The 13,778-nt window shown below is 40.2% G+C and carries 17 protein-coding genes; 2 read left to right on the forward strand and 15 right to left on the reverse strand.

Going from position 1 to position 13,778, the window contains the following annotated elements:
• Nucleotides 1–136 precede the first annotated feature (136 nt).
• The 5 genes from I588_RS10895 to I588_RS10915 form a co-directional block, all read right to left on the reverse strand.
• Complete coding sequence (locus tag I588_RS10895) at nt 137–1,492, reverse strand: UDP-N-acetylmuramoyl-tripeptide--D-alanyl-D-alanine ligase (protein ID WP_010756504.1); 1,356 nt, start codon at nt 1,490–1,492, stop codon at nt 137–139.
• Nucleotides 1,493–1,634: 142 nt separating this feature from the next.
• Entirely contained in the window at nt 1,635–2,699 is a 1,065-nt protein-coding gene (locus tag I588_RS10900; protein WP_034693007.1) for a D-alanine--D-alanine ligase, read from the reverse strand.
• A gap of 99 nt (nt 2,700–2,798) precedes the next feature.
• A complete protein-coding gene (locus I588_RS10905; protein WP_010756502.1) occupies nt 2,799–3,239 on the reverse strand; it encodes a YaiI/YqxD family protein in 441 nt (146 codons plus the stop codon).
• On the reverse strand, nt 3,223–4,575 hold the full coding sequence (locus I588_RS10910; RefSeq protein WP_010756501.1) for a hypothetical protein: 1,353 nt from the start codon (nt 4,573–4,575) through the stop codon (nt 3,223–3,225). Before I588_RS10910 ends, I588_RS10905 begins: the two co-directional genes overlap by 17 nt.
• 16 nt (nt 4,576–4,591) lie before the next feature.
• A complete protein-coding gene (locus I588_RS10915; protein ID WP_010756500.1) occupies nt 4,592–5,491 on the reverse strand; it encodes a metallophosphoesterase in 900 nt (299 codons plus the stop codon).
• Between the two features lie 113 nt (nt 5,492–5,604).
• Between I588_RS10915 and I588_RS10920 the strand changes: the two genes are divergently transcribed.
• On the forward strand, nt 5,605–6,012 hold the full coding sequence (locus I588_RS10920) for a hypothetical protein (RefSeq protein WP_010756499.1): 408 nt from the start codon (nt 5,605–5,607) through the stop codon (nt 6,010–6,012).
• A gap of 106 nt (nt 6,013–6,118) precedes the next feature.
• On the opposite strand, the gene I588_RS10925 is transcribed toward I588_RS10920, so the two are convergent.
• Nucleotides 6,119–6,433, reverse strand: a complete 315-nt coding sequence (locus I588_RS10925) for a MazG nucleotide pyrophosphohydrolase domain-containing protein (protein WP_010756498.1) — start codon at nt 6,431–6,433, stop codon at nt 6,119–6,121.
• 52 nt (nt 6,434–6,485) lie between these two features.
• On the opposite strand from I588_RS10925, the gene I588_RS10930 reads away from it, so the two are divergent.
• Nucleotides 6,486–7,046: an LOG family protein gene (locus I588_RS10930; RefSeq protein WP_010756497.1), complete on the forward strand. Its 561-nt coding sequence runs from the start codon at nt 6,486–6,488 to the stop codon at nt 7,044–7,046.
• Between the two features lie 46 nt (nt 7,047–7,092).
• Here I588_RS10930 and I588_RS10935 read toward each other — a convergent pair whose 3' ends face one another.
• The 9 genes from I588_RS10935 to gshAB all read right to left on the reverse strand — a co-directional run bounded on the left by I588_RS10935 (nt 7,093) and on the right by gshAB (nt 13,707).
• Nucleotides 7,093–7,749 (reverse strand): ABC-2 transporter permease, encoded by a 657-nt coding sequence (locus I588_RS10935; RefSeq protein WP_010756496.1) that lies wholly within the window; start codon nt 7,747–7,749, stop codon nt 7,093–7,095.
• Entirely contained in the window at nt 7,730–8,596 is an 867-nt protein-coding gene (locus I588_RS10940) for an ABC transporter ATP-binding protein (RefSeq protein WP_010756495.1), read from the reverse strand. The genes I588_RS10935 and I588_RS10940 overlap by 20 nt, the downstream gene beginning before the upstream one ends.
• The gene (locus I588_RS10945; protein WP_010756494.1) at nt 8,596–8,970 is read right to left on the reverse strand and encodes a GntR family transcriptional regulator; all 375 of its coding nucleotides are present in this window, start codon (nt 8,968–8,970) and stop codon (nt 8,596–8,598) included. The genes I588_RS10940 and I588_RS10945 overlap by 1 nt, the downstream gene beginning before the upstream one ends.
• 104 nt (nt 8,971–9,074) lie before the next feature.
• Nucleotides 9,075–9,428, reverse strand: a complete 354-nt coding sequence (locus tag I588_RS10950) for a hypothetical protein (protein WP_010756493.1) — start codon at nt 9,426–9,428, stop codon at nt 9,075–9,077.
• Between the two features lie 11 nt (nt 9,429–9,439).
• A complete protein-coding gene (locus I588_RS10955) occupies nt 9,440–9,733 on the reverse strand; it encodes a hypothetical protein (RefSeq protein ID WP_248628226.1) in 294 nt (97 codons plus the stop codon).
• 112 nt (nt 9,734–9,845) lie between these two features.
• Complete coding sequence (locus tag I588_RS10960; RefSeq protein ID WP_245569575.1) at nt 9,846–10,283, reverse strand: hypothetical protein; 438 nt, start codon at nt 10,281–10,283, stop codon at nt 9,846–9,848.
• A 187-nt stretch (nt 10,284–10,470) separates the two neighbouring features.
• Nucleotides 10,471–10,629: a hypothetical protein gene (locus tag I588_RS27290; protein ID WP_010756490.1), complete on the reverse strand. Its 159-nt coding sequence runs from the start codon at nt 10,627–10,629 to the stop codon at nt 10,471–10,473.
• Between the two features lie 214 nt (nt 10,630–10,843).
• Entirely contained in the window at nt 10,844–11,299 is a 456-nt protein-coding gene (locus I588_RS10965; RefSeq protein WP_010756489.1) for a helix-turn-helix domain-containing protein, read from the reverse strand.
• Nucleotides 11,300–11,448: 149 nt separating this feature from the next.
• Nucleotides 11,449–13,707, reverse strand: coding sequence for a bifunctional glutamate--cysteine ligase GshA/glutathione synthetase GshB (gene gshAB, locus I588_RS10970; protein WP_010756488.1), 2,259 nt, complete (start codon nt 13,705–13,707; stop codon nt 11,449–11,451).
• Nucleotides 13,708–13,778: the final 71 nt, after the last annotated feature.

A 13,778-nucleotide genomic window follows, 5' to 3' on the forward strand; every position in this document is an offset into this window, starting at 1 on the left:
GAAGGAACATCTCTCAAAAAAAAGCCCGTTTTATGGGGCTTTCAATAATCTATTGGATGACTCATTCAATCATTACTTCATTTCTCGGCAACAGCTTATTATAGCACATGAAACTATTTTCTGCAAGTTTCAATTCTTACGCTTGCAACTCTTCAATGACTTCTATTAGTCCCATGCCATTGCTTCCTTTTAAAACAATGCTATCTTCAGGAAGCAGGTCGGCTTTGACCGCTTCAATTAATTTGGCTTTTTCCTCTTTAGCGAATGCTTGGACTAACAAGCGTGGATAACGGGTCGCAAGGATAGCGGCCAGATTCCTCATTTGTTCTCCATACAGATAGACTATTGCAAATTCTTGATCATTCAAATGATTGAGCATATTTTGATGCAAAAGAGCAGTGTCTGGGCCGAGTTCCAGCATATCCGCTAAAACCGCTAATCGTCGGCCATTTGTAGGCAGCTTAGCAAAGGTATCTAGTACCAAGCTCATCGCGGTTGGATTAGCATTGTAAACATCGCTTAAAATATCAGCCCCGTTAGCCGCCTTCAGCCACTGTGTGCGATTTTGAGTTACTTCAACGTAAGCTAGTCCTTGATAAATTTCTTCATCAGATAAGCCGTACCAGCGTCCGATAGCCATAGCAATCAGTGCGTTTTTAACGTTATATTTTCCCGGCATTGGTATTTGATAAGCCTTGCCATCCACAGTAAACAGCGTAGCTTCCCGCGATTCCGACATAATGGTTGCGGAAACGTCACCCATTTGAATGCCAAAGGTTTCTTGCTTTTGTGAAAGGTTTTGCGTTCGCTCTGTTAATAATGGCTCATCTGCCGGAATCAGCAGCAGTCCATCTTCAATCAAGCCTTTAGTAATTTCCAGCTTCGCTTCTGCTATTCCTGCTCGCGAACCTAGATTTTCAATATGGGCTTCGCCGATGATGGTAATTGCAGCCACATCCGGCTCAGCCAGCTCCGAAAGAACTTTGATTTCTCCGGCATGATCCATACCCATTTCTAAAATCAGCTTTTCTGTTCCTTCTGGCATATGTAAAATCGTATAGGGCAAACCAATATCATTGTTGTAATTTCCTTGCGTTTTATAAGTTCTAAACTTTTGACGCAAAACAGCTTCAGTCATATCCTTCGTCGTCGTTTTACCATTTGAGCCGGTAATAGCTATAACATCAGGATTTTCTTCCAACAAATAATAACTGGCTAATGCTTGAAAAGCTTTTAAAGTATTCGGTACTTTAATAGCGACAATATTCTCTGGCGGTTGGACATTCTCATTGCTCCAAAGTGTTGCAACTGCACCATTTTCAATTGCTTTTTGAACAAACAAATGACCATCGGCATTGCCTTGTAATGGGACAAACAAATCCCCTGCTTTAATTTTACGCGAATCAAACTCAACTCCGGTGACAGTTACTTCTTCTGCACCGACTAATTCGCCTTGAACGGCTCTATTGATGATCGTCGTTGTTAATTTCATGGTGTGTTCCTCCCATTTCTTGTCTAAAAAAAGAGTCTGGTCAACTACTTGCTCCAGACTCTTTCCCTAATAATAAGCGGTAATTAAAGAAGCATGTTGACAAGCCTGCATTGAATACTGTCTACTTCATTGTACCCGTCTTTTATTCAAAAGAAGCCTGCTGCTTGTAACGATTTAAGCCTAATTGAATCAATTCTTCAATTAGATCACCATACTTCAAGCCCATGTTTTCCCACAATAAAGGATACATGCTAAATTCAGTGAAGCCTGGCATTGTATTTAGTTCATTTAAGAATAATTCATTCTTATTGGTTAAAAAGAAATCGCAACGGGTTAAGCCCGATCCGCCTAGCATGGTGTATGCCAGTTTTGCATATTCCCGTGCTTTGTCGCTGACCTCTTCAGGAACCTCTGCTGGAATAGCCATTTTAATCGAATTGTCGATGTATTTAGCATTGTAATCATAGAAGGCAACTTCTTTGACTACTTCACCTGGTAACGTGGTTCGCACATCGGCATTTCCTAAAATTGCTATTTCGATTTCTCGCGCGTCAATTCCTTGTTCAACTACTACTCGCGAATCATAGCGATACGCTTCCTTCAATGCATTTTGCAGCTCTTCGCGGTTCTCAGCTTTAGAAATCCCTACACTAGAACCCATATTAGCTGGCTTAACAAACATCGGATAAAGCAGCATCCCTTCACATTTATCAAAAATCTGCTTAGGGTTTTCTTTCCATTCGTTTTTCAGCACGGGTACATAAGGCACCTGCGGAATACCTGCTGCCTGCAGAATGTATTTAGTCATAATCTTGTCCATGGCACTGGAACTAGCTAATACACCAGCACCGACATAGGGCATATCTAAAACTTCCAAGAACCCTTGAATCGTTCCATCTTCACCATTTGGACCATGCAGTACAGGAAAGACAATCGCATCGTCTTCCTTAATATCTCCTGGTGCAATCACTTTGCCAGTAAAGGCTTCGACATCGGCCCCGGTTGGATCCCAAGTTAATCGCAATGTTTCATCTGTTTCAGGTGCTTCAGTCAGCAACGGGCCTTTCACCCATTGGCCGGTTCTGTCAATATAGACCAGCTGCACTTGATAATAGTCGAAATAAACGGCTGAAATTACTGAAAAAGCCGATAAGATGGATACGTCGTGTTCAGGACTTTTTCCACCATACAGTAAAATAATCTTCAAGTACTTATCCCCCATTACTTTTAAGATTCCCCCATATTTTAGCATAAAAAACAAAAAGCCGAAAAAAAAATTTACAAATGTGACGAAGCTTAAGAATTTTTATGGCGAAACAATTCGAAGCAGCGCTTGACGAAACTGCTCACGATCAGCTTCAGTATAAGGTTTTGGCCCCTTTGTTCGTTGTTTAGCTTGACGCATTTTTCCGCTAATATAGCGTTGGCCCAAAAGTGCATCAATATTGTTCATGGTATACTCCATCCCTGACTGATGCAAGACATGTGCCGCCTTGCTAATCGTTAAGGAAGCTAATCCGTAATCTTGAGTAATTAAGACATCTTCAGGTTGAATCAGCGAAACAATTTTGTAATCTGCAGCATCCATTCCCCGATCCACATAAACGAATTTTACAAATTTAGGATACTCCTTGGTAGAGTAATGGTCAATACTAGTCACGATTACTACTTCTAATTCAAACTGTTGCGCAATTTCAATTGTTGTATCTTTTACCGGAGAGCCATCTCCATCAATGATCAAACGCATGCCGTCCCACCTTTCCAATCACCGCCAGCCAAAGCAACATAAAAATACTGGTCCCATTTTTTACAGTCATCATTACTGCTCCCAAAGCCTTACTGCCCTGCTGCAAGCTTGGCAAGGAGAACAATTCATTCACTGAAAAATGATCATACCTTAAAACTAGCAGCATGAAAACCATCAGCAGGAATTGATGGGCAATGCTTCCTTTATTTGAGGTTGCATATTTGGCAATAATTCGCTGCTCCGTTTCGATTGTATCCTGTTGATAGTACCACTGATTCAGCCAATTGCTGGTGCTGCTGTGAAAAAACGAGAGAACCCCAATCGCTACTGGAAACATCGGAGAATAAAATAGGAGTGCCAAGCCCAAGCCTAACCCGAGTAATTGAGCCAGCAAAGGATTCTCAAGAAGCTCCCTCACTTTTTTCCCTATAAGCATGGCACCGATAATTCCCAACAAATATGGTAAAAAAAGATGGGTTGATAAGGTTTGTTTACCATACACGGCAGCTGTATAAAAGGTGCCAAACAAAATTAGAAAATTGCCGCACATTCCATTGAAGAAGGTTAACATATTCACCCAAGAAGGAAGGCGCCAGTTTCGTTTAGCAATTTTAACTCCGTATACAGACAAAACAAAAATCAAACAAAAGATCAAAATAGCACTATTCAAGTACGCCTCATTAAACAACAATCTCCCACTGCGCAAAAGAAAGATCGCAACAAAAAATAAACTGAACCAAATTAACTCCTTAGGCGAAAAGACATTCTTCGACAGGTCTTTAAAATCCAATTCATAGTGCGGATAATGACGAATGGTATGATACGCAAAAACAAAATAAATGGTATACAGCCCTGGAACAATCACCAGCTGAGCATTAATTGGTAAACTCAACCCATAAAATAATGGCAGCAGCAGAACTAGACCAAACAAATACATTTTTCCACCGGCTACTCGTTCTCCCTGCGTTTTTTCAAAATAATTTACACTTACATTCGCCGGCGGAAATAACGCCGCACTTAAACCTAGGCAAATACTGGCAAGCAGGAAAAAGGGCGCATATAACGCACCTAGCAGACTAAGCAATGAGCCGCTCCCTCCTAGCAGCAGCGCTAGAATCAAAAGTGTGTATTTTTCAATTGAACGTTGAAGACTGCGAATTAAAAACACACCAGTCATACGAAAGGTATAAAACAATACAAAAGGCAGCACACTCATGGTATTACGGCCATTAATTAAGTGAATATAGAGTAAATATGGGACGATAATTAACGTATTGGATAAAATAAATGGTGTCGCCTGCGCAAAACTTTGCCACACAGTCTTTATCTTTTCCATGCAGATTCCTCTTTTCCTAATAAGCGATCACGGTCATCGCCTGTTGAAATTCTTGTTTCAAATGTTCCGATTTGTACGCTTGAAAAGCTTCCTGATGCTTGCGTAACACACCCCGCAGTTTCATTGGATTATACTCCTCTACCAATTGATTATTCAAGACAAAATCCCGAGTCAAGCGCCATTCATAATAGTAGCCTAATGGACGACAATGATATCGGGTTCCTTGAATCAGCTGCTCATCAAAGCGCCGATGCGTATGACCGAAGACCACATCAGAAATATTATTGTAGCGATTCAACAGCTCACCCAACGAAGCCGAGCCTAAAAAGGCATTCAGCTGATTCCAAATCTGATATTGGCCCTCCAAACGAACAATAAATTGCTTTTGCGGAACAAAATGAGTCGCCAGAATTACTCGATACTGCGCTTTTTCCAAATTCTGCAGCACTGAATCCAGCTGCTGCAAAATCCGTTGATTCACGGTAGGATCATCCCCTGAGCGTGTAATGATTCGATCGTACCAATACAGTCGTTTCATTGATGCTATTTTTTCCTGATCCTGCAGCTCTGAAAACTGGTAATCATACCAGCCATTCAGCCCCAATAAAACGGTAGAATCATTTAACGGCAAGTAACGAAAATTTAAAAAGTGGCTGTCGGGATAATGTTCAATCATCTCTTCGCCAGCAATACTGCCCATCTCATGATTTCCTAAGTTGAAGGTCGTATCCAACCCGTGTTTGCGAAAATATTCATTAATGGTAAGTGTCTGTTCAATTTTATTTGCACTGTCACCTGCGAAATGCAGTCGAGTAATCTTTTTCTCCTGCAACGTTTCCAATAAAAGGTTTAGTTCTGTTTCTTCAAAATGATTAATATCCGCATGAAGATCACTAATGATCGCCAGCTTGCCCATTCAATCATCTCCTTTATTTCACTCCCAAATACGGGGTAAAAATCTCCAACTTATAAGATAGCCTGCGTAAAGATTATGCTATACTAAAGGTAGTAAGTAAAGGAGGATCGCCTATGGTTACCTATTCGCAGTTAAAAGAAGATTTATTGCAAGCGCTTGATCTGCACATTGATATTTTGAAAGAAGTCGACGACATTTGTCCAGAGCAACTGCCGGGATTCTTGTTTATGATGCGCAGTTTAGGTTTCATGCTGGATCGAGCACCGAGAGTTTTAGCAGAGGAAGATTTGGAAGAAATGTACTATATGATGTTTCAATACTACAGCTTGCTAACGGAACTGAAATACAATTTGACGCTAAATTTCCCATACGCTACACTTCAAGGCGCTCCCTTACTAGATTTGGTCCGTCAATTCCCTACCACCTTTGAAAAAGAGATGAAGCAATGGTGGGAAGAAAAAACTGGTCTGGTGGTTGAAGAAACTAAGCAGACGATCGAAATCAAAGAATTTGAATACTAAAAACCGATGAAAAAGGATCAGTCCAATTTTTTGAACTGATCCTTTTTCGTAGCTATTGAACCCGCCAGTACTCTGAGCTTGGTTTACTACGCGCGTATTTATCGTCTCACTGATACCGTTCTAGTAATTTCTTTTGGTGGCTTTCCATTATATCTTCCAACGAGATTTCGTACTTGTCTGCCAAAATAAATAAATTATCCAGTACATCTCCCAATTCTTCGGTCAAATTATCTAATTGTTCTTGCTCCGTCGTTTGCCGTTCATCGGGACGATCACGCCCAATTTCAATGGTGCGAATTGCACGGGCAACTTCTCCTACCTCTTCGGTTAAAAAATTGGCCCGAATAAACGGTGGATAGTGGTACCAATTCCTTTCTTTATAGAATTCACTGATCCATGCTTGATACTTTTTGATATCCATTTTTATTCTCCGTTCTGCTATACTGATTAAAAAAAAGAATTGAGGTCTTTTGATGAATATAGCTGTATATTGTGGTGCTAGTGTAGGTAACGAGCCGATTTATACCGAAAATGCTCGAACCTTAGGCACTTGGATTGCGAAAAACGGCCATCAACTAATTTACGGTGGCGGTAAAGCTGGCCTGATGGGTGTGATTGCTGATACCGTTTTAGAAAATGGCGGCAATGCGATTGGAGTCATCCCTACTTTTCTGCAGGAACGTGAGCTGGCTCATCCCAATTTGAATGAATTAATTGTCGTTGAGACTATGTCTGAACGCAAAAATCAGATGATTGCTGCTGCGGATGTGTGCATCGCACTACCTGGTGGTCCAGGTACCTTGGAAGAAATCAGCGAAGCCATCTCTTGGGCTCGTGTAGGGCAAAATGACAGCCCCTGCATTTTCTATGATACCAATGATTATTACCTTCCGCTACAGGACTTTTTTGACAAAATGGTGGCTACTGACTTTCTTTCCATCAACGACCGTAAGAAAATGCTGTTTGCTCATACAATTCCCGAAATTGAACGATTCATCGCTTCCTACGAGCCGCCTCGAATAAGAAAGTATTAAAAAAAGAGCCGTTCTCGTTATCCTTGCGAGAGCGGCTCTCTAAAAGTTATAATTCTTTTTTCTTCACGATGCTGACAGATATTACATAAGACAAAGCAGCAGCTATTGCTACAATGACTAGACTCACTAAGATCAACAGCCATGCTGGTTGGGACAAAATTGTGTTTAGCTTGTTTGCTACATTTATATCCATTTTCTCTGCTAAATAACTTCCGGCAAAGCTTAAAAATAAAACTGTGCCAATTACAAGCATGAGAATTAACCGACTCTGTTCTGCTCCAAACTTGAAATAAATCGGCATCAGCAAACTCATATACAGCAAGCCGAGTAGACAGACAAAACCAAATATGAAAAGCAGCTTCTCTGCAGCAATTGACTGATTTTGAATCTTGTTCATGACAACAATAATTCCCAGTGACAGAAGTAGCGCAACGCCAATAGTACCAATTGACAGCAAGTATTTTTCGCCGACGTATTTCTTACGAGAAATCGGCAATGTAAATAAAAAGATTAATCCATGATCTACCTCATCGTATGCGATTGTCGTAAACACTAGGCTGACTAGAAAAAATATCATTAAGCTCGGCACAACAGCAATATTTTTGAGATTCAGGCTATTAAAAATTGACAGGCAGATAATCACCAAGAAAAACGTCTTTTGCTTTAACAACAACCGTATATCTTTAATATATAAGCCTTTCATCAGTTAACCCTCCCATAATCATTAAAGTGATTTCATCCACACTTGTTTTCTCCATAACAATTTCCGGGTAATTCTCCACATAAAATTGGCGTTGCTTAGTTAACCCTTGATAGCCAAAGCTTGTTCTCTTCACAGCAATCAGATAGTCTTTTTCAATGTGTGCATACTGTTCCTCAGTCATTTTCAAAAGTCCATATTCATCTAATAAAACATCGGTGTCTTCTCGGAGAATGATTGTGCCCTGATTAATAAAATATAAAGCATCACACAGCTGCTCTAAATCTTTTGAAATATGAGAACTGATTAGAATTGCCCGCGTTTCATCCTGCTCCATGTATTCTTGCAAAAGACGCAAAATCTCTTCTCTGGCAACAACATCCAATCCTGCTGTAGGTTCATCCAAAATAAGTAAAGAAGCTTGATGACTGATAGCAATTAAGATTTTCAACCGCGCTTTCATCCCGGTAGAAAAATCTTTAATTGCTTTATTTAGTGGAAGTTGAAAAGCTGCACATTTTTCTAGGAAGAAATCCTTTTGAAACTGTGAATAGAAAGTAGCCAGCATAGGGACAATATCTTGAATAGTCAAATATTCACTAAAACCAGACTCTGACAACGAAACCCCTAATCTTTGCCGATGTTTTTCAGTCAGCTCTTCCAGCGGCTTGCCAAAAATCTCCACTTCTCCGGCCTGATAAGCTAGCAGTCCTAAGGCTATTTTAAATGTCGTACTTTTCCCGGCGCCATTGCGACCAACGAGTCCAATGATTTGACCTGGTTCAACCTCCAGAGAACATTTCAGGCTGAAATCATTGTATTTCTTTTCCACATTTTTTAGTCTAAGCATCATGATTCCTCCATTACAATTGTTAACAGTTCTTTAATATCCTCATCACTAATCCCGGCGATTCGTGCTTTATTTACAGTTGCCTCAAGCTCGCTCTGAACAACTTTTAACTGTTCCTCTCGCTTCTGCACCGGATTAATAGCTAAAACGAAGCTCCCCTTGCCATGAACTGTTGCAATCATCCCCTCTTGATCCAACGTATCGTAGGCTTTTTTCACTGTTAAAGCACTAATCTTCAAATCTTTTGCTAAGGAACGGACAGAGGGTAACGGATCATTTTCTTTTAAACTTCCTTGAATAATTGCTCTCTTTACTTGTTGAACTAATTGTTCATATATAGGCGTCATCGATGAATGCTGAATAATTATTTCCATAATTTCTCCTTCTCCCTACAAACAGTATATAACAGTATATATCAGTTGTCAAAACTATTCTTTACAACAAAAAAAGTATCAGCCGCAATAGCCAATACTTTTATCTACTTATTTACTTTTTCAGAAAACACCCTTGGTAAAATCGCGCACCAGATAAGAGATCCGATAAAACTCAGTCCAAAGTAAAGAAACAGCAATTGAAAACTCGCTGAATTTTGAGCCAAAACTAGAGAACCAAAGGTACCGATTAGAAACCAATAAGCGGTATATATCCCTAACTGCCAATATCTTCCTACCAACCATTTTTTCTCAAACAAAAAGGTTAATGCTAAGAAAACAAGCAGGGCGCTATAGCCTAGCACACCATACAAACTTATCCTACCCGTTAAAACCTCAATTAAGCTAATAATGAATACTGCCCCAACAATAAAAACAAAATAACTCCTTCGTTTTCTCATCAACCTCTCCTTTACCCAACTAACACCCCTAAAGCTATCAACAATCCAGCCAGTAATAAATTCATCCCAAAAGCATACTTATTTTTCATGTTCAAACCATTGCCAAAATACTTATCTTTTATTACAAAAAAACGAGAATTTGATGGAAAATAGGTCCCCGTCTGTTGCTTGTTTTTGTATAAGTTTGGTACATTAGCTAAGGGATAAAGTAACAATAACAATCCAAATATAGAAAAAAGCATATCCGTTCCTTCTCTCTTCTCACTCTCTGATAATTTAGTAAAATCCTGTGATGATTCAAGCAAAACTAACCTCGAAACAATCAAGGAGTTATTCTTTTATTTGTGGTTCGTATTTTTAACGAAACCACCAAAAAAGTCCCTACAAAGCAGCAGCCAATTAAACTGATCCGCACTCTCAATCGCCTAGTTTCTCTAGTAAATTTGCAATATCACGTGCAATCAAGCTTTGCATGCTTTCTTTGTATTTCGATAATTCCAGCTGCTCTAGCTTGCGGATTATCAATGGTCTTAACTCTGGTCGAACCTCTAGTAACTCCCGCAAATAAGGAATACACTGGCGAACTGTAATTGACTTTTCATCATCCAAAACGGCTAATATTTCTGGTAAGTATTTATCCAATTGCTGCTGCTTATCCCACTTTACCGTCTTCATTATTAATTTAAAGCCTCTCGCACGATTACAGGATCTTTGTCCCTTCAGTCCTGCTAAGTAAAGCGGCCAATACTGGTACATTTCACGCTTCTCGCTGCATTGTTCTTCCAAGTTCTTAAATCGCTGCAGGGCATCTTTTGTATCCTTTGCAGCCAGAACCTCTTGAATTTCGCTTTCCAATCTGACCACCCCATTCTCATTTTACTCTTCGCGTGAATTCTTTAAAAGAGTAAAGTAAAAAATGATTCGAACACCCCGTTTAATTTTGGACGGATTTGCAGGACTAGGCATCGTTAAAATTCTCCTAGTATGCTGGATATTTCAAACATGAAAAAAACAGTTTCTTCTCTACCTGAAGTCCCTGCTTTTATATGTTGGTTTCATTTTTATGTTTTAAAGTCACTACCATTAAACTAATACCGATTAGGGCTGTAACTGCCAAAGTAATCCAGCAATAAGGCGCAGGAATTAGAAAATTCAAAAACAGCGCTGCAGCCATCAAATACATCATTGTTCGATCTTTCATTCTTTCCCACCTCTTTCGTAACTACTGAGATAAGAATAGCAAAAGAAACCTAATAATGGTTAAAGATGTCCGAATCGGTCAAAATATGATCGTGAACGACCCCTGTTTTTACTTTCAGAAAAAAACTTACTGCTAAACTTGGTTATCTCTAACCACCATTAATGAGTTAGATCAACCTTCCAACACTCAGAAATACTTTCTCAGCTACTAAACGTTAACGTTTCTCCAATTCTTTTTTCATTCGTTCTGAGAACCCCAAAAACAGATCAACTGGTACCAGCGCTAAACCAAAGGATTCGGGATCTTCATCCCCCAACAATACAAAGCTGTCGCCTTTTTCTATTTTAAAAACCTCTTGAGCCTCTTTAGGAATAACAATTTGTCCCTGTTCTTGAACCTTTACCACCCCAAACATGTGCTTGCCTTTTGGAGCGATCTTGGTCAGAGAGTCTTCTTCATCAAAGCTCATCAAATCATCCACAGTGACATCATACAAATTTGCTAAAGCCAATGTGTTTACTAAATCGGGCATTGAATCCCCAGCTTCCCATTTAGCCATGGCCTGGCGAGTGACTCCGATTTTTTCAGCTGCTTCCTCTAAGGTAAAATTATGCTGCATGCGTAAAAAGCGCAAATTTTTCTGAATCGTGATTGCCTTCTGGTTTTTCATGCTTTTCCAACCTCCTGCCTTTATTCTAGCAGGAAAAGCCCAATAAACAACCGATGAAGCAAATACACCTTCTCCCTCTCCCATAATAAAAATCCAGGTATCTCCTTTCTCTTTCTAACTCAAAGAGTACGGATACCTGGAAATTTTTATTAACCTAATTCTGGAAATAGCAACCGCAAAACATCTAGTGTTAAACGACGGCTTTTTCCAGCATAAGGATAGATATGCATGTGCATTGCTGGATTGAAATTGGCTTCAATAATTCCATAATCCTTCTCATCTTTAAAAGGCTTGTCTTTATCTGGAATGATCAAATCAATCCCGCTAATTTCAGCTCCCAGTGCTTCTACAGCATCAATGGCAATTTCTTTATAGCTTTCGTGCATCTCATCGGTAATATCGATGGAGTCGCCGCCAGTAGAAATATTGGAATTTTCTCGTAGAAAGACCTGCTGCTGAGGTGCCGGTACGCTATCGATAGTGAAGCCTTGTTCTTTAAGCATTAGTTTTTCTAAATCCCCCAGCTGGATTAATTCCAGCGGTGAACGATGATGCGTCCCGCGCAATGGATCTTGATTCTTCGCATCAACTAACTGCTTGATAGTCTTTTTCCCATCTCCCACTACATTCGCCGGAATTCGCAGCAATACCGCTTTTACTTGATGATCAATCACAAAGAAACGATATTCAGTTCCTTCCATAAATTCTTCAATCAGGACGGAATCGTCCTCTTTGAAGGCAATCTCCAAACCAGCCATGTAATCTTCCAGTGAGGCGCCTTCCTTAAAAATAGTAATTCCTAGACCATAGTTGGTGGACTTAGGCTTAATAACAAAGGATTGCTTAGCGTAACGCGGATACGCTTTTTGCGCCTTTTCAATTGAGGTAAAGGTTTCTCCTGCAGGTACTCTGAAACCTGCCTGATCCAATACCATTTTGGTTACCGTTTTATTTTCCATCAATAATGGTGAAATATAAGTATCTTTGCTGGTCATATTGGCATTCTTTACGTATTCTTTATGGTCACCATGTTTTAATAAAACAAATTGGTCACTGCGATCCATTACCTCAAATTCTAAGCCTAGTTGAATGGCATCAAATAGTAAACTTTGGGTAGACAATTCCATTTCCGCAAAGCCAGCTAATTGGTAAGGACGTGCATATGCTTCGTCGTAATATTCTTTCCCTAAATGTCGACCTAACGCAGCTTGCCCTTCTGCTTCATCCGCTTTTAACAGACGAGCAGCTAGGGTCAATTCTGGTTGTTCCAGCCATTCCTGATAGTTGCCTAAAAGCTCAGCTGCCGGAAGATCCAGCTCTGCGGCCATCTGCTTCATTTCCGCAAACAGCTGTCTTCCTTCTTCCAGGTAAGCAGTTTGTTCATAAGGGTGCTCTAGAGACACAGCATCGTTTATTTGATTGCCTTGCTCTACCCATTCGTCAGCTGGAGCCTTTTCATCTGTCCACAATAAATACAGCATAAACAGATGAATGAATTTGATGGCTTCTTCATTAATCCCGATACGCTCAAAAGGATTCAGATCAATATTGCGTAATTCGACATAACGAATTCCTGTATGGAACAAATCAGCGACTTTTTTCCCGCCTCGCATACGGATGGGTGCATAAAATTCTTTTTCTTCAGACAAACGACCTTGCGCAACATTCTCTGCCAGGTCTTCACTGTATCGATCCAATGAAGCATAAGATACTTTTACATTAGGTTTGTTTACATAGCCAAAGGGACTAGTCCGAATACTGCGTACTGGTTCATTGGGACGATCTTCATCGACAAAGTAACCGGCCTCACTGAGCGGCGTAGCGCCAAACAAGTAAGTTAACAGCCAGCGGTAACGCAAGAAATTACGAGCAATTTTCATATACAACTCGGTTTTAAAGGCCTCAATGCAGGTAACTTCCGTTTGAGAGTGAAACAGTTCGTTTACTAAGTCCAGTCCATATTCAAAGTTAAAGTGAATCCCGCTGACCATTTGCTTGCGTTTCCCATATTCGCGAGCCAAGAAGCGACGGTATAATACATCTTCATGACGCTCCAGTTTAGCAATCACAATGTCTTCTTCTTTTTCTGGTAAAGCTGGCGGCATGGATAACGGCCACATCATTTCACTTTCCGGCATACTGCGCTGAGCAACATCATGAACAGCGGTTAGGCTGGCCAATACCTCATCGACTGACTCACTGACCGGTGTAATTAATTCTAATTGAGTCTCAGCAAAGTCTGTTTGAATATATGGGTGAAAACTACGATTGCCTAATTTATCCGGATGATCCGTTTTAGCTAGCTGGCCCTGCAGGTCAACTCGTTGGCTTTCTTTTTCTATTCCAAAGCGTGCTTGCAGCAACCACGGCTTTACTTTTTCTTGGCGCATCATTTCTTTGATTTCCATCTGTGCAGGCCTCCTCATCACGCCTATTATATAGAATTATTGATTGAAAAAGAATGGAAATGCTTAAATTT

Source organism: Enterococcus pallens ATCC BAA-351 (assembly GCF_000407485.1).
Taxonomy (GTDB): Bacteria; Bacillota; Bacilli; order Lactobacillales; family Enterococcaceae; genus Enterococcus_A; species Enterococcus_A pallens.

Bases quoted from the DNA above. Each gene is read 5' to 3' on its own strand.
- I588_RS10915 (WP_010756500.1), bottom strand. From the start codon at position 5,491: ATGGGCAAGCTGGCGATCATTAGTGATCTTCATGCGGATATTAATCAT.
- I588_RS10930 (WP_010756497.1), top strand. From the start codon at position 6,486: ATGAATATAGCTGTATATTGTGGTGCTAGTGTAGGTAACGAGCCGATT.
- I588_RS10965 (WP_010756489.1), bottom strand. From the start codon at position 11,299: ATGAAAAACCAGAAGGCAATCACGATTCAGAAAAATTTGCGCTTTTTA.
- I588_RS10940 (WP_010756495.1), bottom strand. From the start codon at position 8,596: ATGCTTAGACTAAAAAATGTGGAAAAGAAATACAATGATTTCAGCCTG.
- I588_RS10925 (WP_010756498.1), bottom strand. From the start codon at position 6,433: ATGGATATCAAAAAGTATCAAGCATGGATCAGTGAATTCTATAAAGAA.
- I588_RS10910 (WP_010756501.1), bottom strand. From the start codon at position 4,575: ATGGAAAAGATAAAGACTGTGTGGCAAAGTTTTGCGCAGGCGACACCA.
- I588_RS10920 (WP_010756499.1), top strand. From the start codon at position 5,605: ATGGTTACCTATTCGCAGTTAAAAGAAGATTTATTGCAAGCGCTTGAT.
- I588_RS10935 (WP_010756496.1), bottom strand. From the start codon at position 7,749: ATGAAAGGCTTATATATTAAAGATATACGGTTGTTGTTAAAGCAAAAG.
- I588_RS10945 (WP_010756494.1), bottom strand. From the start codon at position 8,970: ATGGAAATAATTATTCAGCATTCATCGATGACGCCTATATATGAACAA.
- I588_RS10905 (WP_010756502.1), bottom strand. From the start codon at position 3,239: ATGCGTTTGATCATTGATGGAGATGGCTCTCCGGTAAAAGATACAACA.
- gshAB (WP_010756488.1), bottom strand. From the start codon at position 13,707: ATGGAAATCAAAGAAATGATGCGCCAAGAAAAAGTAAAGCCGTGGTTG.
- I588_RS27290 (WP_010756490.1), bottom strand. From the start codon at position 10,629: ATGAAAGATCGAACAATGATGTATTTGATGGCTGCAGCGCTGTTTTTG.
- I588_RS10950 (WP_010756493.1), bottom strand. From the start codon at position 9,428: ATGAGAAAACGAAGGAGTTATTTTGTTTTTATTGTTGGGGCAGTATTC.
- I588_RS10895 (WP_010756504.1), bottom strand. From the start codon at position 1,492: ATGAAATTAACAACGACGATCATCAATAGAGCCGTTCAAGGCGAATTA.